The following is a 19,399-nucleotide window of genomic DNA, read 5'->3' on the forward strand; positions in this document are numbered from 1 at the left end:
GCCTAAATATTTATTATTCTACCTCGGTGTAGAATATTTTAAGTAGCATATTTTGTGAATAATTTCCAAAGTGCTCCCCGAAAATAGTAAGTCCACCTTTGTTCTTAGAATGATCATCAATACTAATCCTCAGCTTGATGAAGGGGGAATCTTCGATCTTTAAATGGGCAAGGGTAACCGATGATATTTTTTGACCGTCTATTCCAGTATCTTTCTTGGTGACTCTTAAATGTTTCAAAAGGCCGTACTGGCTTAGTTCATTATCCCACCAGGCTGGTGTTAATTTCCCGCGCACATCTGAAAAATTACCTGGAGCCGTCCAGGTGCCTATAAAAACATCGTTGATATAAAAAGCGATATCACTTGGCCAATTATTGTTGGAACCAGGAAACTCTGAAGAGAGCTCTAAGGATAACTCTAATAATTCTGCAGTGAAATTGTGGTTGAACTCATTCGGAATCATATATTCAACGAAGCCCTCGGCAAACCAAAGTAAGGAAGCATCGATCCGGTCATTGGATACGAAGGTCCGTTGATCATCTAACTTTCCGATTACTTTGGCGGGGCTGGCTAATCCGCATGTAGGGGTGACCGAAAAATTAGAATAGTATCCGAGCTTAATTTCATTAGTAATTACATTAAAAGGAAGATGGAGCTTCTTCGGTAAGTTGAGGGCAATATGATCAACAGCAAGAATGAAATTCTTCTTTCGGCTATCAGTAACCTCTAAGTTGTCCTGGAGCTTGATGATCTTGGCGTCCTCCAGTAACCGGATATGGCGTGAAACGATAGCTTTGCTTAAGTTTAGCTTTTTCGCGAGCTCACTGACCGTAAGCGGTGTATGTAACAATAGTTTGAGAATGGAAGCTCTTGTGTCAGAGGCCAGTGCTTTCAAAACAGAAATACCATTCTCATCGAGTTCTAAGAACATAAGTACCTCCTCATCGGGATCAATATAGCTTCTATATAAGACGCACTTAAGTATTGAACTTGAAGCTTCGTCGTCACTGCGGTGAACCTTTGGACTTCCGGCCGCTGTTGTCCCCAGATTTCTTCATCCAATCCGCTGTTCGTGGTGGAAATCCGGTGACTGGGTATGCTTCCGTAGCGAGCTTTCCTGCGGAAAGCTTTCAGGCGGTCGCTACCGCTCCTACAGTTCCAAATTTCCCCTCCGCTTCTTTTGCTTTTTGTTAATTTCTTTAGTGAGTCTTATTTAGCGGATATTGAACATTATAACTTATTGTTAACTTTTTTGTTAACAATATTAGGTTCAGTTGAGCGGTAATTTTATTTTGTATACCACAAAGTTGAAAATCACGAATAACGTTGATACAAGCTTGAAAGAACGCTTTCATCATGATAGTATTTGCTTGCTTGTGAGGAAGGGTTACTGTTGAACTCGCACAAAAGTTAACTATTATTGTTTCGGGACTAATAGGATAGGAGATGAAGCTAGATGTCACATCGGATGGAATACCCGCGTCCACAGTTAGTTAGAGACGCATGGCTAAACTTAAATGGAGCATGGCAATTTGAATTTGATGACAAGAATGTTGGAGCTGCACAGCGATGGTATGATCCAAGCCAGAATTTTAGTCAGACCATTCAAGTTCCCTTTGCTTTTCAAACCCCTGCAAGTGGAATACACGATACCTCTTTTCATGACTATGTCTGGTATAAGCGTAATTTCACACTTGATCCAGGTTGGGTTAAGAAGCGTGTTGTCTTACATTTTGGAGCGGTAGATTATAGAGCCTGGGTGTATGTGAATGGTCATTATATCGGCATGCATGAGGGAGGGCACACTCCATTTTCCTTTGATATTACGCATGCTTTAACCGGACAGGAGGAACAGGTGACTGTTCATGTGGAGGACCCTTCACAGGATGAGACTATACCCCGGGGCAAACAGTTCTGGCTTGAGAAGCCCGATAGCATCTGGTATACCCGCACGACAGGGATTTGGCAGACCGTGTGGCTGGAGGCGGTGAACCCTGTTTATATTCATCAGGTGAAGTTCCACCCCGATGTAGATCAAGGGAGCATTGGCATCGAGGCTGAATGTGGGGGATACGGATCAGAAGAATTAGATTTGGATATCCGTATTTCTTTTCGGGGAGTGCCTGTGGTTCAGGATCGGGTACGATTGTTGCAGCCCATAACGCGCAGAACGGTAGATCTCTTTGGTTTGAAGATATTCCGGACTAACTTTCATCATGCCGGCTGGACCTGGACTCCGGAAACTCCTAATTTGTTTGATGTTGAAATGAAGCTTTACGATCATGGGGTTGAGGTGGATGGTATACAGTCGTATTTCGGCATGCGGAAAGTTCATACAGAGAACGGTATGGTCTATCTGAATAACAAACCTTATTATCAAAAGCTTGTACTCGATCAGGGTTACTGGCAGGAAGGATTACTTACTGCGCCAACGGATGAACACCTGAAGACAGATATTGAATTAGCCAAAGAATTAGGGTTCAACGGCTGCCGTAAGCATCAAAAGGTAGAGGACCCGCGGTTTCTGTACTGGGCGGACCGGCTAGGGTTCCTGGTATGGGGAGAATGTGCTGCCAGCCCTTCTTACAATAGTGATGCTGTGGCCCGTTTAACCAAAGAATGGATTGAAATTATTGATCGTGACTTCAATCATCCCTCGATTGTTGCCTGGGTTCCGCTTAACGAAAGCTGGGGAATTCCGAGGGTGAAATCGGATAAGCAGCAGCAGTATCACAGCTTAGCCATGTATAGTCTTATTCATTCCCTGGATGATACCCGGTTAGTGATATCGAATGATGGATGGGAAATGACACGGACTGACATATGTGCGGTACACAATTATCAGCATGGCCGGGCAGATGAGCCTAATAAGTATGAAGAGTATAAGCGGATGCTGTCTACGAAGGAGACGATGCTTGCTTCAACTCCATCGGCCCGCAGTATATATGCAGACGGTTATGAGCATCGGGGAGAGCCGATCTTGTTAACTGAATTTGGCGGGATAAGCTATAAGGCAGGCGCTGACGATGGTTGGGGATATACCAGTGCACAATCTTCCGAGGATCTTGTTCTGGAATATGAGAGAATCATGAAGGCTGTATACGCTTCTAAGATTATTTATGGTTACTGTTATACGCAGTTGACCGATGTGGAGCAAGAAATTAACGGTCTATTGGCCTATGATCGAACACCCAAATGCGATATGACGTTAATTAAAGAAATTAATAGTCAATGGCATCTGCGGACCATTTAGCCTGAACATATTGAATGACAAGGAGCTTAGGAATCCATGACAAATGAAAACCTGCTTCAAAAAATTGGGCTGGTAGTAGATAAGCTTATGAATCTGGGCGGCAGCGACTATGAAAAGGATAAAACCGTGGTTCAGGCCGATACAAAGTTAGGGATTGTGCAACGGGATTTCGGAATTGAAGAATGGGACTGGCCGCAGGGCGTCGGTCTGTATGGTCTTTACAAGCTGCAGAAGGTTTACGGCGATCAACGCTATATTGAATTTTTACAGAATTGGTATTCCCGTAATCTGGAGGTTGGACTGCCTTCCAAAAACATTAATACGACAGCTCCTTATTTGGCTCTGGTTCTGCTCCTGGATCAGCTTGAGCCTTCCAGCCAACTGGAAGAGCTATGCCGGGAACATGCGGATTGGCTCCTTCATGAGTTGCCCAAAACCAAAGAAGGAGGCTTTCAGCATACGGTCACTGCCATTGGCAACCGGGATGAAATTCACTTGCACAATGGACAGTTATGGATTGATACGCTCTTTATGGCGGTTCTGTTTCTGAACCAGGCCGGGAGCAAGTTCAACCGGCCGGAGTGGCAGCATGAAGCTGAACACCAGATTCTGCTCCATATCAAGTATCTGTTCGACAAGCATACCGGCCTGTTCTTCCACGGCTGGAGCTTCGAACGCAATGATAATTTCGGCAGTATCTTCTGGTGCCGCGGTAATTCCTGGTTCACTTATGGCATCGTCGATTACCTGGAAGCTTGCCAGGATACGATTAGCCCGGGTATCCGGAAATTTCTGGTGGATACGTATAAAGCTCAGGTCAATGCCTTGGTATCCCTTCAGGCAGCTTCCGGCCTGTGGCATACAGTTCTGCAGGACCCCACCAGCTATGAAGAGGTATCTGGTTCGGCTGCAATTGCCGCAGGTATCCTAAAAGGCATTAAAGCCGGTATTCTCGATTCCTCCTATCAGGCTGCGGCAGATAAGGCTATTCAGTCGGTATGTCACAATATTAGCGGAGATGGAACTGTGTTGAATGTGTCGGCCGGAACCGGGATGGGAATGGATAAGGATCATTACAAGAACATTACCCTCATGCCGATGGCATACGGACAGTCCCTGACTCTTATTGCCTTGTATGAAGCTCTAAAATAAACTCAGCGTAAGCTCATAGATTTATTCATCTCTTCTTGGATACAAACAGCCTAATCCTTGAGCAGTTACGCCAAAGGATTAGGCTGTTGTATCTTCTGTATCCGGTTACTCGTACACCCGCACCTCAATAATCTCCGCGTACTCGCTGCCGTTCGTCTCCAGAACGATAACGCGCAGGCGGTCTGCTACGACAGCTTCGCTCAGCAGGTGCACATGCTTGCGCTTGTGATTGTCACTTCCTGCGGCGACTGCCGTCCAGTTGCCGTTCACGTAAGCTTCAATACGATAATCCTTGACGAGCGTCGGCAGGACTTCATATGGCGTAATATGATGATGCAGGTTAATCAGATCCTCGTTGACATCGTCATTGAAGGTAACGTGCACCTCACGGAGGGTTACGGGTGCGCTCCAGGCCAGCTCAAGCCATTCCGGGCGGCCGGAGTTCATTCGGTCAGAGGACCACAGATGCGGGCCGCCGTAAGGACGCAGGTATCCGTCCACTGCCTTGTCTGCGGCGAAGGCTTGGGTTGGCCCAGACATGCGGATGCATGGGGCCGTGTGATCGAATTTCTTTTTGTCCCACAGGACTACAGGCTGTGCGGGCTGATTCTGGAAATCCAAGGATACTACAGGTGTGTTGCTGTGCCCATAGGCGAGCATCCCCGAAGTCGGCTGATCTGCCATATGCAGGGTGATTGCCGCATTAGCCTTGATGATCAGAAAAGCATTGCACGGCGTCTCCGGCTGCCAGCGCAGGTCGAGCTTCACCCATTGCTGCGTACCGGAGATGACAGAAACCGATGCGGATTGCAGAAGCGCATAGGGAACATAATTCTCGGGACGTCCGGTCTCCCATAGCTGAACGGTCAGCTCCGCTGCTTCACTTGCGTCGATCAGCAGCTCCATTCCTTCCAGCAGAGGATCGACCGGAAGGGTGACGCCGATGTCAGCTGTAAGAGGGACGCTGAATGCCGGATGCTCCACTGCGAAGCGGTTCCGTTCGCTGGAGGCGCTGACGGCAGCCTGGAGTGCCAGGTCGGCTGCGTCTTCATTGTTCAGACCCAGGATAGAGGCATCCTGGCGGAGCATCGTCTGCTGCAGCTCCTTCAGGTGGTTCGCATGCAGTTCGCGCGGCGTTACTCCCTTGGCAGCGCAGAGCGCAGCGCCGGTGCCGGCCGCTTCGCCGATGACCGCGCAGGTAGCCATAACGCGGGTCGTCCCGAACGCCACATGCGAGGCGCTGATGTCACGGCCGGCCATCAGCAGGTTGTTCACATTCACGGAATACAGTGAACGGAACGGAATGTGGTAGCTGCCGTCAGAATACATATGCTTCGAGCCGGATTCGGTGGCATAGACTCCCTGCGGCGGATGCAGATCAATCGACCAGCCGCCGAAGCCGATGCGGTCCGTGAATTCCCGCTGCGCAAGGATATCGTTCTGGTTCAAGATATAGTCGCCTACGAAGCGGCGGTATTCGCGTTTGCCCGGAAGCGAACCGACCCATTCCAGCGTCATGTTCCCGGCATCGAAATTCCCGGAGTTCTTAATATAGTCCCAAATCCCGTAAATAATCGACCACAGCTCGTTGCGAATGGCCTCATTGTCATGAACCGTATCCTGTTCGCCGCCGAACTCAATCCACCAGTAGGCGCAGCCATTATCGCCGCTGCGGATGATGCGGTTCTCAGTGATGGACGTCTTTGTAATATCTATGGCCATTGAAGGAGCTATATATTTGACCGGATGGCCGGCATCCTTGGTATAGAAGAGCAGGGTGCTGCCGAGGGTAATATCATCTGCAACCAGCGGTGCCCATTCTTCACCCAGTTCATCATGCGCTTCGCGGCCCATCCGGTATTCTGCACCCGCCAGGAACCCGACCAGCCCGTCTCCGGTGCAGTCCAGATAGACCGGGCTCTCAAAGCGGATGCTCCGCTCTGACCCCATCATCCACCCGGTAACCGAGCGGATACGCCGCCCGCCGCCTTCTTCCTCATCGGCCTCGGCTTCATGCACATCCGTGTTCAGGAACAGCTGAATATTCGGTTCTGCCTGCACGGCTTCCAGCACAACCATATCCCACAGGTACGGATTCCCGTCCTTGTTGCGGTACTGGTTCTCTACAAATAGTTCCCCCATAATCCCCGTCTCCCGGGCATACCGGTGAATGCCATGCGAGGTGGCGCCGCACACCCATACCCGCACTTCACTGCTGGAGTTGCCGCCAAGTACTGGACGGTTATTGACCAGTGAGACACTCTGCCCTAGACGGGCCGCTGCAATCGCCGCACATACTCCCGCCAGACCTCCGCCTATAACGGTGACATCCGTTTGGACCGTTTCTTTGCGCATTATTGAACCTCTCCTCTGACTTATGGTAATATATCCGTAGTTTCATGATAAAATAATATATCATCAAATAACATGCATATAATTTCTGAGAGTATATACTTTATTTCATTTCGTTATTGCTTGGAGGGAGAGCTGTGCATGCGAAATAATTGGTCAGTTCATCCAGTAGCCTATCTCTATTGGGAGCAGAAAAAGCAGTTCCTGCTGGAGCATGATACCTATCCCGTGTGGACGATTTTTGCGGTTGAACAAGGACAATTCGCCTACCGGTTCGGAGATCATGAGGGAGAGGCCGGATGGGGGGATATCATCGTATGTCCTCCGGGTACGGCCTTTTACCGGAGAACGGTGACAACTTTAACCTTTCATTTCATCCAGTTCGAATGGGAGGAGAAGCCGGGGCTTGAAGAAGCAGCCGCAACGCTAGGCGGAAGGTGGACGGTCAGGGATGTGGAGCGTCTGCTGTCGACTTACCGTTATATGAGGAACATCGGAAGAAGCATTCAGGAGGAGCCGGGCTTTGGACGAATGAAGCATATGCTGGAGGATTTGTGGAGACTCCTTGATATCGAGCGCAGCTTTGCGGCGGAGGAAGTGCAATCCGAAGGGGAGAGTTCCGATCAGGATATGCAGAAGGCCAGGCAATGGTTGCTTGAGCATGCCTGCACCCCTATGACGATGCAGGAGCTGGCGGCCACGCTTAGTATCACACCGGTGCAGTTAACACGGCGGTTCCGGGCAGCTTATCAGGCGACACCTTCAGAATTTGTGACCGGAATCAGGCTCCAAAAAGCCTGCCTGCTGCTTGAAGATTCCACACAGTCCATTGAAATCATCGCCCAGCAGTGCGGTTATGAGAATGGCTTCTACCTGAGCCGCGTGTTCAGCGCGAAGCTTGGTTTAACCCCATCCAGATACCGCAAGCTGCACCGGCTATAATAATTCGCCAAACAAACGCGCCTCTCCTAATAAGGAGGGCGCGCTGCCGGTAAGTTCATATGAAGGCTGTCATCGTCACACCGCTGTGCAGCTGCGGCTGAATTCTATTGCTGCTTCGCATACCATTCAGAGAACTGCTTCTGGTATTCGGCGATGTATTTGTCGATACCGGCCGCTTTTAACCGCTCAAGGGCCTTAGGGAAAGCAGAATCATAATCACTGAAACCGCTGCCGATTGGGGCCAGGTATTCGGTGAATACGCCGTTCAGCTTGGTTTCTTCATTCTTGACCGGAGTATTGTCGAAGTTGAAGCCTGCGCCTTTGGAGATAATTGCTCCGTCATCCCATGCTTTGTAATCGGCAATGAAATCATCCGGTACGGTGTTGTCAAAGCGCATGAAGTTTTTGTTCATCAGCAGCCAATCGGGAATCAGTGAATCGGTATTGATTTTGGTCAGACGGCCGTTAGCATCCAGCGTATAATCGGTGCCTTCAATACCATAGGCGAACAGGTCGTACAGCTCCTGTTTTTTTTGCAGCAGGTTGAAGAACATGACATAACGCTCAGGGTCCTTGGCTGCGGCAGAGACGAAGAAGGCGGTACTGTAGGTGCCTCTGCTGATTTTTGGACGGCCGGTGCCCAGGAAATAATTAACCAGCTTGGCTTCAGGCACTGCCTGCGAGATGGTAGCTGCGCCTTCGAACGGACGTGCTGCGGTTCCTGCCCAGAACATTGCTTTGCCGGAGTTCCAGTCAGACTGCAACTGAGGCACATTCGTTGCGGCGTATTTCGGAATGATCCCTTTCTCGTACCACCCGTGCATCAGACCGGCATAGGTCTTGAATTCTGGGGATTCGAACCAGCTGATAATCTGATCATCCTTGGCAGACTCATCGAGGGCGATGAAATCATTTTGCCAGTACAGATTCTTGTCGGTGAAGTCATATTGCAGCATTCTGCGGGCGTCCGTGTTGGCATATCCGATCAGCTCGGGGTGAAGCGCATGGACTTTATCATAGAATTGCTCAAGCTCCGCAAGAGAGGAGACCTGTGTCATTCCTGCTTCCTCCAGCAGATCCTGCCGGACCAGCACACTGTAAAATTCAGCGGAATTCGGTTTGTTGCCTACAGGTACCGCATATTGTTTCTCCTCTAGCTGGAAGGCCCGGAAGGATGCCTCGTCCACTGCCGCACTCAAATCCGCTGCTGCTGCAGAGATATAGGGAGTGAGGTCGGTGTAGAGTCCTTTGGCGACAGATTTCACCATATAGTTGGCATCCGTATAGGTCGCGAAATCTTCACCGGTCGACAGCATCAGGTCCGTTTTGCCGCCGCCGTATTCCGTCCAGGGCAGGAACTGAAATTCAACCTCGGCATTGATTTCTTTTTTGATCACATCATAGAACTCCGTCTTGGCCAGCTCCTTCATCCGGTTCGACTCGTCCCCGTACAGTACGATCTTCAGCTTGGCCGGCGCCAGAGCCGTGCCTTCAGTCCCGCTGCCCGCCGCCGTTGCCGGTGCTGAGCCTCCATTGCTGTTGCTGTCCGTATTACCAGGGTTAGCGCTTTCATTATTGCCCTGCGAACAGCCGCTTACCAGGAATACAGTTGCCAGGAGCAAACTTAACCAGCCTTTTTTCTTTGTCATGATGAACACCCTCCTGAATTAGAATTAATCTGTGAGGCTTATATTGCCAAGGCGGTGCTCCCGTAAGCTTATTGTACAACATGTCGGAGCACGGGAGCACACACCTGATGCAACCAATATTAGGTCAATGTGTCCGGAGGATCAGCCTTTCACCGAACCCACGATAATACCTTTAACGAAGAATCCCTGGAGAAAAGGATACAAAATAGCGATCGGCAGAACGGTCAGACAGGTCATCGCCATCTTCGCAGTCTCCAGCGGCGGGGCAATAATTGCACCTCCCACCTGTGCGGCATTGCCGGAGGCCAGGAACTGAATGTTCGCCATCATGTTGTACATCAGGTATTGGATCGTATAGAGATCCTGATTGTTAACCAGCATCAGCGGCAGATAGAAGTCATTCCAGAACTGGAGCGCATAAAAGAGTGAAATCGTCACCAGTCCGACCCGGCCGAGCGGAATCATAATACTGAAGAAAATCCGCAGATGGCCTGCCCCGTCGATCTGTGCCGACTCGACAATCTCATGCGGGATGCTGCGGAAGTAGTTGGCCATAAGGAACATCAGGAACACACTTAGCACATAGGGAATGAACAGGCCGAGCAGCGTATCGCCAAGGTGATAGTATTTGGTGCTCAGCAGATACCACGGCAGTGTGCCGCCGCTGAACAGCATCGTGAAGTAGGCAAAGAAGGCGAAAAAGTTCTTCAGCCGGAAATTCCGGACGGAGATGACGTAGGCATAAGCAGTTGTCACCAGTACAGCGGTCAGCGTGCCCAGTACTGTTACGACCAGCGACATGGAGTAGGCCCGCAGAATCTGCTCTGCTTTGGAGCCAAACAAGAATTGATAGGTTTCGAACGTGAACCCCCGGGGCCAGAAGGAATAGCCCTCCGCAGCAATTCTCGACTCTGTAGATAGAGAACCGGATACCGCCAGCACGAACGGCACCAGGCAAATGACCGAGAATACCGCAATACAGACATAGAAGAAAATAACCAGCCCTTTGTTTTCAGTAGTTTGCATCGTATCGGTCTCCTAGAATAGTTTGCTGTCTTTGTCATACCAGCCGGCCAGCTTGTTGGCTACCAGCACCAGAATGAATCCAAAGACGGATTGATAGAGCGTAATGGCGGAAGCGAAGCCGAATTCACCGGAACGGATGGCCGTGCGGTATACATAGACGTCGATAATATCGGTAGTGGGCAGCAGCAGCGGATTAAGGAACGTTACGCCCATGATCATACTCAGATCGCCCTTCAGCATGCCTCCGATTCCGAGCAGTGTCATCAGGATGATTGAAGGAATCAGCATGGGTATCGTGATTTTGGTGATAATCTGCCAGCGGGAGGCACCGTCGATCCGGGCCGCTTCATAATAGGAGGTGTCCACTCCCTGTAACACCGCATAGTAGATGATCGCACCGTAGCCGGCACTTTTCCAGATATTCGCCAGCACCAGGATCACTACGAACAGCCACGGGCTAGAATACCAGTCCATTTGCGACAGGCCAAGCGATTGCAGCAGCTGGTTGAGAATCCCTTTGTCATAGTCGAGCAGGGAGAACAGGATGGCTCCGATAATGATCCAGGAGATGAAATACGGGAAGAACATGACACTCTGGGTGATTTTGATAAACCACTTGCTGCGCAGCTCATTCAATATAATGGCGATAGCCACCGAGAAAAAAGTGCCGGTCAGCATGTACAGCGCATTCAGCATAACTGTGTTGCGGGTCGCCCTCAGGGCATCCTCCATACTGGAGAAGAAAAACTCGAAGTTGGAAAAGCCCGCCCACGGGCTGCCGAAAATCCCGTCGTTAAAGTTGTAGTTTTTGAAGACGAGAATCAGTCCGCTCATCGGCAGGTACGCAAATAAAATCAGAATGATGATGCCCGGCAGGGCCAGCAGATACAGCGAGCTGTCCTTCTTTAGGGATTTGCGGAAGCGCCGGGCGCTGACAGTCCGCGTTGCCGGGACAAGCTGTCCCGGGGTGCCGGGTGTTGCCTCTTGCGTCATATACAGTCCACTCCTTTATGCTAGCGTTATCATTTCATCCCGTGATTCAGGAGAACGCTTTACAAGGCAAATCATAATCCGGCGCAGAATGTAAACGCTATCATAATAAACGGGAAAAAGTTAAAAAATGCGGAATGAGCGGGCTTAAAAAAACAGAAAAAGCAGAAGTTTTCTGTATTGGGATGGTTAAATGCCTGATACAAGCGGGGAAATGGCGTTGTGAATGGGAAGGGAGTTTTGGATTTGGGGGACAAGTACAACTTTAGAGCAAAAGAAGTGAGTTCGTTCAATGCAGCAATTTATGTATTCAGCGTTCCAACTGAAAATTCAGAGATAGTTGTATTCTGTACAATTAAAACCAGCGAAAAGGTAGGCTTGCATCGTATAACTGTATTCTGTACAACTAAATTTGCTGGAACGAGTGAAAACTATTAACAAGTGCCCGTTTAATTGTACGAAATACAACTAAACGGAGAATTGGTGGGAAATCAGACGATTTAGTTGTACAAAGTGCAGTTAAGTCTAATGCATACAGGTAGCTGGTTACTTTAAACCACAAACCGCAAACCTTACTAGGCAATTTGCCAATGTGGTTTTCATTAATTTATTTCTGACGTTATAGTAGAGGCGAAGCTGTGGAGAATGAAATGGTGGATTGAAAAGTTAAATGATAGACTTGAGGAAGAAAGCATGGGGCTGGCGCGAAAATCCTGCATAAAAGAGACAATTTCATAAACATTTTTCACCAGGAGAATTCCGTATTAACCGCTTTTCTTGATGATCGCTAGCACTGGAAATAGAGTGATCTCCGAATATTTATTCTTAATAATAACGATTTTGTACGTGTAACTATGCTCGGATTTGAATTATGAAATTGTCTCATATGTACAACATTTAAGTCTTTACAGAGCTGTACCGTGTAAAAGGTAAGAGAGTTAGTTAGGATAAGCCAACAGATTTGGGCAAAATCCACAACCGTTCATAGGGAAATAATCCTTTTCCGCATAGAAAAAGATAAATAATTTCAATTGTTTTAATTTGAAGGGAGCAAAATAATGAGAGGTCGTGTGCATACAGAGTATCGGCGTTTAGGGTTTTTTGCTGTAGAGACTGAAGACCATGATTTCTCCATAATAGAGGTTCGGAGCGGGCTCCCATCCTTAGGTGACGAACTGGTTGGCGAGCTTAATTCACTTGGTGAAAAGCAGCTATACAATGATACAACTCTAGAAAAATTGGATTTGTCTATTAAATTTATACATTTAATCCGTGATGATGTGAAGAGAGCTATTATAGATGCTGTAAGAGGAAAGTAGGAAGAAGACTCACATAACTGAAGTGTTTGTAATAGAAAATTTGATCAAGAACACAGCTTTGGATCTGGCTAAGAATGATTTGGAGTTTGGATAAGAAGAATATGTTGCAAACGGAGAATTTCCAATAGGTGATGAATATATGAAGAAAAAAACTAGGGAAATCAAGGTTCAAGATAAAAATTACGTTTATGTGATTAACCAAAAGTACCACCAAGGCGTAAGCGAAATCAATCTTTCTGTATCATTAAAAGGACAGAAGAATGTGGCATGCTCTTTCCGATTTTGTACATGGGATGACCCAATCTCAGGAAGTCCTCTGCTAGTTGGTGTTCGCTTAAAGAAGACGGACTCGGATGATATTGAAGATTTTAACTTAAATTACCCGGGAGTAGTGAAGCAGTTTATAGTGTATGGTCTGGAAAATGGGTGGAGTGGATCAAACAGAATTGAGTTCAGTGATGGGTTAGAAATACTCGAGAATATGGGATATGACGTGTTATGGCTTAAAGCTGGACCTAGACCGCAATAATTAATGGGTACTCTTATACAGGAGGGCACTAGGATCGTCGGATATGCAGAGGTAACACAAATTTTGAATGAACTATTGATAAAATCAGATTGATTCGGTGAGCACTTATCATTAAGAGGTGAGGATAATTAAAAAATCGAAAATTGAATTTAAAATGCGTCTAAGGGATGGTTATCCGGGACCCATACGTTTTGCGGATTTTATAGTTGACGGACAATCCTTATATGATAGTTATGCTAAGCATTATGATTTTGTATCATGCTTAGGGTGGGGCAGTGAGGATTTTCAGCTAAAACACATTTCAAGGTTGATATTATTGAGTCAGCCAGATTTCCCCAATGGAAAGAATTCAATATATATATGCCCTGCATGTGCTGATCTGGGGTGTGGGGCGGTATATTCATTTATTGAAATGAATAAAGACATTGTAACTTGGACTTTCATTGACGGCAGAGAACAGTTAATTAATAACTCAAAAACGTTTCACTTTGATAAAGAAGATTATATTAAACAAATTAATAGTACATATGGATTAGGCGGGTTTAAATTCCCTTAGGGGGAGTAAACCTTATTCATAAGGAGTAAAAAACTTAGCTCAACAAACCAGCGGCATTCCAGGACCTCATCCGTCCTTGGCTGCCGCTGTTTCCATTTCCCCCTATCCGTCCCTGTCCGTTCCCCTCCAGCCCCCACTACTCCTGCGACTGCAGAATGTGATTCATTCTCCATTTGGACGGTGTGACGCCATAACGCTTTTTGAACTGGGTTGTAAAATAAGTGCTGCTGTTATATCCGACCCGGCGGGCAATCTCGCGGATATCGAGCGTAAGATCCGTGACCAGCAGCAGTTCTGCCTGCTCCAGCCGCAGCTGGTTGACGAAGTCCGGGAAGCTGCTGTCCACCTCTTCGGCAATCAGCCTGCTGAGGTAGGCAGGGCTGACCGACAGCTTCTCGGCCAGCGCATTAAGCGACAGGGCGGGGTCGTTATAATGCTCCCTAATATAAGCGGCAGCCTCGGCGGCAATGCTGCGGGTCTGCACCGCACTCATGCTGGCAATCCGTCCCACGGCTGCGCTGCAGCTGTGTTCAATCCACTCGCGCAGCTTGTCATAGCTCTGAATCCGCCACACCTGCTGATAATCATCCAGAAAGCCGGAATGGCGGTTGCCCCCGCTGCTCAGATCTGCCGTACGGTTCAGCTCAAAGGCAAGCCTTGATACAGCAACGGTAGCAGACTCTGCACGGTAGCTGCAGGCTACCGCCAGCAGTCTTTCCACAGCCTGCGGGATGTGGCTGGCCAGCTCCGGCTGTTTTACCGCCTGCAGTACCGGCTCAAGCGCACTGTCTGGAACCGGGCTGCTGTTCAGATGGACGGTATCGTCGGCGAATATGATATTCTGCTGTGCATGGAATTTAAGATATTGCATGCAGTCTGCTGCTTCAGCGTATTTGGACTTCAGCAGGCCCAGATCACTTTCCAGCCCGCTGATGCCGAACGCGCAGCGGCCGCCGGACTTAAGGTATATTGCAGCGAGCTCCTCCCATGTACTGCGGTAATGGGCATAATCCCCGAAGCTTCCGCTATAGAGCTCACTCAGAATAAGGACGGCCGACCCTTGATGGGGGCGGAAGATTTGAACCTCGGCCAGCTCCGAGAATGCAGTTTGAATCCGGTGAATGACTTCCTGGACAGGTTCCGGGGCATTCCCGGTCTGTCCCGGTTCCAGCACGGCCAGTACACAGACACAATAAGCACCTTCCGTTGCGCCGATGCCCATCATCGGGAGGCCGCCGGAAGGGTCTGCCGCACCGCGCGGGGAGAGCAGCCAGCGCATCAGGGCACTGCCGTCGCTCTCCTTCTTGAGCTGAGCCAGCTTCACACCTATAGATTCCAGCTCCAGATTCACGGTATCCAGGTCACTGCCGGCCTTCAAGGCTTCTTCATTGCCGGAGATATTAGCGATGCTGCCAAACAGCCTGCCGATCGGTTTATAGATCTGCCGGGAAATCAGGTTGGCAGTTACAGCAGCAGCCAGTATTAGAGCCAGGCAGAGACCAATCATCAGATTGCGGGCATTTGCAAGCTCACGGATGCTGTCTTTATAGTACATCTCTGATACAAACCACAGCTTATCCTGCGCGGAATACACATAAGTAATCAGCTGCTTGTCTCCGTTGCCCTTATAGACGAAGGAGCCACTTCCAGAGGTGGAGGCAGCGACCTGCTTCAGCATCTCCGGATGTAAGGTGCTGCCGGAGAGTGTGCTGTGCATGAGAATTTCGCCATTCTGGTCAATGACGGCATAACGTGTAGTTCCGCCTTCTTTTTGAGTGAACAAATTGTTCTGGAGCTTGGCGAGATTGACGGTCAGCGCAACTGCGCCGTAATATTCGCTGTCTGCAAAGGCCCGGTCGTTATAGAAGACGGTCAGCAGGGTGACAGGCGTGCCGTTGTTCTGGGTGGTTTGCCACACAAAGGGAGATTCAATAATACGGCTGCTCCGCATCCTCCGGGCCAGCTCCAGCTTGGCTTCCGGGCTTAGCGGCATGTTCTCATAGATGACAGAAGGTTCCTTCTCCCCGAAGATATAGGCGTTCTCCAGATACTGGTTAACGACCAGCGCACCGCGAATCTGGCTTAAGACACTGTAGAGCTGGTCACTCCAGTCCGTCTCTCCGCTCCGCATCAGGGCACTGATGTTCGGGTTGGCATAGAAGTCCATCGTATAGTTCTGAACAATTTCCTTATAGTTCGTGAATACGGTTTCAGTATTTAGCAGCACATTCTGGTTAGCCTTGTCGACATTATCAATCGATATGTTCCGGTACCAGTAGAAGATCACCATAGCCAGTACCAGAATGCAGCAGACAGAGATCAGGGTCAGGCTCATAAAAAAGCGGGTATACAGTTTCTTTCTCTTTCCCAAGATGATCGCCCCTTTATGTAAATCCTACTACACCTATTCTAGGGGGACAAGCTATTCATTGACAAGATGGGAGATGGAGCCAAATAGCATGAAAGTATAAAAAACGGGAAAAAGAGCATAGAAAGAGCAAGAAAGTTGAACTTATACGAACTATAATTGGTTATGCTTACATTTCGCTCGTTTGAAGGAGGATTTCTGTATTGAGAACATTCCGCAATCCGGTGCTGCCGGGCTTTTACCCTGACCCTTCCGCTATCCGCGTAGGTGAGGACTATTATCTTGTCACGTCGAGTTTTGAATTTTTCCCCGGTGTTCCTATCTTCCACAGCAAGGACCTGGTGAACTGGCGCCAGCTTGGCCATGTGCTCGACCGTCCGTCCCAGCTTAATCTGGACCACACGATTCCGTCGATGGGCATTTGGGCCCCTACTATCCGTTATCATCAAGGTCTCTTCTATATGATTACAACCTACGTGGACAATAATAAGGATCAGCATAATTTCTATGTGACTGCCACCGATCCGGCCGGAGACTGGTCAGATCCGGTCTGGCTGGAGGATGCACCGGGTATCGATTCCTCCCTGTTCTTCGATGAAGACGGCAAGGTATATTACACCGGCAACCGTGTTCCTCCCGAAGGCCAGGATTATCCGAAGCATATGGACATTTGGCTGCAGGAGATTGACCTGGAACAAGGCAGACTCATAGGTCCGAAGCTCAGCATCTGGCAAGGTGCCCTTAAGGTGGGGCATGCGCAAGAGGGACCCCATGTCTACAAAATCGGCGGCTGGTATTATGTGCTGATTGCCGAAGGCGGCACCGGCCATACCCATGCCATCACGATTGCCAGAAGCCGGAAGGTGACCGGCCCTTATGAAGGCCATAAAGCGAATCCTATTCTGACCCACCGTCATCTCGGCAGAGAATATCCAATCGTGAATGTCGGCCATGGCGAACTGGTGGAGACGCAGCATGGAGACTGGTGGATGTTCTGTCTTGCTTCCCGGACCTGCGGCGGATATTACCGCAACCTGGGGCGTGAAACGTTCCTGACCCCGGTGAAATGGGAGAATGAATGGCCTGTAGTGAATCCGGGCAAAGGCGTGCTGGAGCTGGAAGCGGCAGCGCCTGATCTGCCGGAAACGAAGTGGCCGCAGCTGCCTGTACGTGATGATTTTGAGTCCGCAGAGCTCAGCCTGATCTGGAACTTCCTGCGGACACCGCGCGGGGAATTCTGGAGCCTCACCGAACGCCCGGGACACCTGCGGCTGCAGCTCAAGCCAGAGCAGCTGACAGAGATCAGCAATCCGTCTTTTATTGGAAGACGCCAGCAGCACTTAAGCTTCAGAGCGGCAGCTGAAATGGTCTTCAAACCGGGGGCACCAGGTGAAACCGCCGGACTTATCCTGATTCAGAATGCGGACAACCACTTCCGCTATGAATTGAAGCTGGAGGACGGGAAGCAGGTGCTGCAGCTGATTGTGCGCAGCAGAGGGGACGAGCGGCTGCTGGCATCGGCGCCTTATCCGCAGGACAAGGTGCAGCTTAAGGCAGAGGCCAGAGGACAGGACTACAGATTCTATTATAGAGCCGACGAATTCGGCTCATGGACGGCATTACATGAACGTGCTGACGGAAGAGTACTCAGCACGGACTTGGCCGGAGGATTCACAGGGGCGTACATTGGCATGTATGCCAGTTCTCAGGGGGCGCCAAGCACCAATTATGCCGATTTCGACTGGTTCAGCTATGAAGAAATTGAATAGACGGGAAGGAGGTAGCCTATGAACAGCCTACAGGATTCCAATCATTATCCTGTACCTGAACTGCCGCGAATTCCGGAGCGGACGTTCAGGATTACAGATTATGGCGCAGCAGAAGGAGAGCTGCTGTGCACTTCTGCCATACAGAATACGCTTGATGCCTGCGCAGCTGCAGGAGGCGGAACGGTCATCATCCCGCCGGGAATATGGCGTACGGGACCGCTGACGCTGCACAGCCGGATTAATCTGCATGCCGAGCGCGGGGCACTCGTATGTTTCGAGCCGGACTTCGCGCTGAATCCGCTGCTCTTCTCCCATTATGAGGGGAATGCTGGCTGGCGCTGTCAGGCTCCGCTGGATGGGGAAGCTCTCAGTGATGTAGCCATTACCGGCGAAGGGATATTCGATGGAAGCGGCGAGGCCTGGCGCCCGGTGAAACGCTTCAAGATGACGGAACTCCAGTGGCAGAGCCTGATTGCCTCCGGGGGAGTGCTGGATGAGCCGAATGAGATGTGGTGGCCTTCCCGGGAAGCATTGGAGGGAGAAGCCTACTACCGGCGGCTTCTGGAGGAAGGGCAGACTGAAATGGAAGCTTATCTGCCTGCCCGGGCCTATCTGCGTCCTGCACTGCTAAGCCTGCGGAACTGCCGGCGGGTGCTGCTGGAAGGAGCCACCTTCCAGAATTCACCTGCCTGGTGCCTTCATCCTATGGGCTGTGAGCAGGTTACCGTCAGGCACATCCAGGTGCGTAATCCATGGTACTCACAGAATGGGGACGGGCTGGATCTGGAGTCCTGCACACATGCCCTTGTGGAGCATTGCCGGTTCGATGTAGGAGATGATGCCATCTGCCTGAAGTCGGGCAAAGATGAGGAAGGCCGCAGAGCCGGGATGCCCTGCCAGTATATTACCATCCGGCATTGTACGGTATATCACGGACATGGCGGAGTGGTGATCGGCAGTGAAATGTCGGGCGGAGTGCATGCGGTCAGAGTCAGCGATTGCCTGTTCATCGGCACGGACATCGGGCTGCGCTTTAAAAGCGCCCGGGGAAGAGGCGGCGTAGTACAGGATATCCGGATGGAGAATATCCGGATGACAGGCATTATCCATGAGGCGGTTTCTTTCCATATGTTCTATGCGGGAGTTGAGGGCTCTGAAGGCTACGATGAGCAGTCCTTCCCCGTTACGGAGGAGACTCCGCAGTTCCGGAATATCACACTCCGGAATATCACCTGCCATGGTGCGGCAACTGCGCTGCTGGTGAACGGATTGCCGGAGATGCCGCTTGCTGAGCTGACGGTGGAGAATTTCAGCGCCATAAGCAAGCGGGGAATGGTTCTGCGGTACGCCAGCAATCTGAAGCTGGACCGGATCCGGCTAGGGACAGAGGAAGCACAGCCCGTGAAGATGCATAAATGCAGCCATGTAGAGCTCATCCGGTCCGGAGAACTCGTGATCACGGAGAGCTCAGGCTAATGTCCGGGAGAGGCGCGC

General features: G+C 49.9%; 14 protein-coding genes. 8 read left to right on the forward strand and 6 right to left on the reverse strand.

Annotation, left to right across the window (positions count from 1 at the left end; translation table 11 throughout):
* Positions 1-13 precede the first annotated feature (13 nt).
* A complete protein-coding gene (locus R50912_RS09675; RefSeq protein WP_042234324.1) occupies positions 14-931 on the reverse strand; it encodes an ArsR/SmtB family transcription factor in 918 nt (305 codons plus the stop codon).
* Positions 932-1,468: 537 nt separating this feature from the next.
* On the opposite strand from R50912_RS09675, the gene R50912_RS09680 reads away from it, so the two are divergent.
* Both R50912_RS09680 and R50912_RS09685 read left to right on the forward strand, forming a co-directional pair.
* On the forward strand, positions 1,469-3,253 hold the full coding sequence (locus R50912_RS09680; RefSeq protein WP_331281910.1) for a glycoside hydrolase family 2 protein: 1,785 nt from the start codon (positions 1,469-1,471) through the stop codon (positions 3,251-3,253).
* A gap of 36 nt (positions 3,254-3,289) precedes the next feature.
* Positions 3,290-4,405 (forward strand): glycoside hydrolase family 88/105 protein, encoded by a 1,116-nt coding sequence (locus tag R50912_RS09685; protein ID WP_042234332.1) that lies wholly within the window; start codon positions 3,290-3,292, stop codon positions 4,403-4,405.
* Between the two features lie 105 nt (positions 4,406-4,510).
* Here the strand turns inward: R50912_RS09685 and R50912_RS09690 are convergent, their stop codons facing one another.
* A complete protein-coding gene (locus tag R50912_RS09690) occupies positions 4,511-6,760 on the reverse strand; it encodes an FAD-dependent oxidoreductase (RefSeq protein WP_042234334.1) in 2,250 nt (749 codons plus the stop codon).
* 138 nt (positions 6,761-6,898) lie between these two features.
* Here R50912_RS09690 and R50912_RS09695 point away from each other — a divergent pair, with 138 nt between their 5' ends.
* Positions 6,899-7,699 carry an AraC family transcriptional regulator gene (locus R50912_RS09695; RefSeq protein ID WP_042234338.1) on the forward strand — a complete coding sequence of 267 codons (801 nt, stop codon included), beginning with the start codon at positions 6,899-6,901 and terminating at the stop codon, positions 7,697-7,699.
* A 104-nt stretch (positions 7,700-7,803) separates the two neighbouring features.
* Here the strand turns inward: R50912_RS09695 and R50912_RS09700 are convergent, their stop codons facing one another.
* The 3 genes from R50912_RS09700 to R50912_RS09710 form a co-directional block, all read right to left on the reverse strand.
* Positions 7,804-9,348, reverse strand: a complete 1,545-nt coding sequence (locus R50912_RS09700) for an ABC transporter substrate-binding protein (protein ID WP_042234341.1) — start codon at positions 9,346-9,348, stop codon at positions 7,804-7,806.
* 141 nt (positions 9,349-9,489) lie between these two features.
* On the reverse strand, positions 9,490-10,374 hold the full coding sequence (locus R50912_RS09705; protein ID WP_039304534.1) for a carbohydrate ABC transporter permease: 885 nt from the start codon (positions 10,372-10,374) through the stop codon (positions 9,490-9,492).
* 12 nt (positions 10,375-10,386) lie between these two features.
* Positions 10,387-11,367, reverse strand: a complete 981-nt coding sequence (locus R50912_RS09710; RefSeq protein ID WP_052416168.1) for an ABC transporter permease — start codon at positions 11,365-11,367, stop codon at positions 10,387-10,389.
* Positions 11,368-12,422: 1,055 nt separating this feature from the next.
* Here R50912_RS09710 and R50912_RS09715 point away from each other — a divergent pair.
* The 3 genes from R50912_RS09715 to R50912_RS35555 all read left to right on the forward strand — a co-directional run bounded on the left by R50912_RS09715 (position 12,423) and on the right by R50912_RS35555 (position 13,768).
* Entirely contained in the window at positions 12,423-12,683 is a 261-nt protein-coding gene (locus tag R50912_RS09715; protein WP_042234345.1) for a hypothetical protein, read from the forward strand.
* Positions 12,684-12,822: 139 nt separating this feature from the next.
* A complete protein-coding gene (locus R50912_RS09720; protein WP_042234347.1) occupies positions 12,823-13,212 on the forward strand; it encodes a hypothetical protein in 390 nt (129 codons plus the stop codon).
* Positions 13,213-13,528: 316 nt separating this feature from the next.
* The gene (locus R50912_RS35555; RefSeq protein ID WP_197073061.1) at positions 13,529-13,768 is read left to right on the forward strand and encodes a hypothetical protein; all 240 of its coding nucleotides are present in this window, start codon (positions 13,529-13,531) and stop codon (positions 13,766-13,768) included.
* Positions 13,769-13,904: 136 nt separating this feature from the next.
* On the opposite strand, the gene R50912_RS09730 is transcribed toward R50912_RS35555, so the two are convergent.
* Entirely contained in the window at positions 13,905-16,139 is a 2,235-nt protein-coding gene (locus R50912_RS09730) for an AraC family transcriptional regulator (RefSeq protein ID WP_042234351.1), read from the reverse strand.
* Between the two features lie 200 nt (positions 16,140-16,339).
* On the opposite strand from R50912_RS09730, the gene R50912_RS09735 reads away from it, so the two are divergent.
* Both R50912_RS09735 and R50912_RS09740 read left to right on the forward strand, forming a co-directional pair.
* Entirely contained in the window at positions 16,340-17,905 is a 1,566-nt protein-coding gene (locus tag R50912_RS09735) for a glycoside hydrolase family 43 protein (RefSeq protein WP_042234353.1), read from the forward strand.
* 18 nt (positions 17,906-17,923) lie between these two features.
* Positions 17,924-19,381, forward strand: coding sequence for a glycoside hydrolase family 28 protein (locus R50912_RS09740; RefSeq protein WP_042234356.1), 1,458 nt, complete (start codon positions 17,924-17,926; stop codon positions 19,379-19,381).
* Positions 19,382-19,399 lie beyond the last annotated feature (18 nt).

The organism is Paenibacillus sp. FSL R5-0912, from assembly GCF_000758605.1.
Classification (GTDB): Bacteria; Bacillota; Bacilli; order Paenibacillales; family Paenibacillaceae; genus Paenibacillus_AQ.

What these genes read in the sequence shown, in the direction of transcription:
- R50912_RS09675 (WP_042234324.1), bottom strand. Translation starts at nt 931, where the DNA reads ATGTTCTTAGAACTCGATGAGAATGGTATTTCTGTTTTGAAAGCACTG.
- R50912_RS09680 (WP_331281910.1), top strand. Translation starts at nt 1,469, where the DNA reads ATGGAATACCCGCGTCCACAGTTAGTTAGAGACGCATGGCTAAACTTA.
- R50912_RS09685 (WP_042234332.1), top strand. Translation starts at nt 3,290, where the DNA reads ATGACAAATGAAAACCTGCTTCAAAAAATTGGGCTGGTAGTAGATAAG.
- R50912_RS09690 (WP_042234334.1), bottom strand. Translation starts at nt 6,760, where the DNA reads ATGCGCAAAGAAACGGTCCAAACGGATGTCACCGTTATAGGCGGAGGT.
- R50912_RS09695 (WP_042234338.1), top strand. Translation starts at nt 6,899, where the DNA reads ATGCGAAATAATTGGTCAGTTCATCCAGTAGCCTATCTCTATTGGGAG.
- R50912_RS09700 (WP_042234341.1), bottom strand. Translation starts at nt 9,348, where the DNA reads ATGACAAAGAAAAAAGGCTGGTTAAGTTTGCTCCTGGCAACTGTATTC.
- R50912_RS09705 (WP_039304534.1), bottom strand. Translation starts at nt 10,374, where the DNA reads ATGCAAACTACTGAAAACAAAGGGCTGGTTATTTTCTTCTATGTCTGT.
- R50912_RS09710 (WP_052416168.1), bottom strand. Translation starts at nt 11,367, where the DNA reads ATGACGCAAGAGGCAACACCCGGCACCCCGGGACAGCTTGTCCCGGCA.
- R50912_RS09715 (WP_042234345.1), top strand. Translation starts at nt 12,423, where the DNA reads ATGAGAGGTCGTGTGCATACAGAGTATCGGCGTTTAGGGTTTTTTGCT.
- R50912_RS09720 (WP_042234347.1), top strand. Translation starts at nt 12,823, where the DNA reads ATGAAGAAAAAAACTAGGGAAATCAAGGTTCAAGATAAAAATTACGTT.
- R50912_RS09740 (WP_042234356.1), top strand. Translation starts at nt 17,924, where the DNA reads ATGAACAGCCTACAGGATTCCAATCATTATCCTGTACCTGAACTGCCG.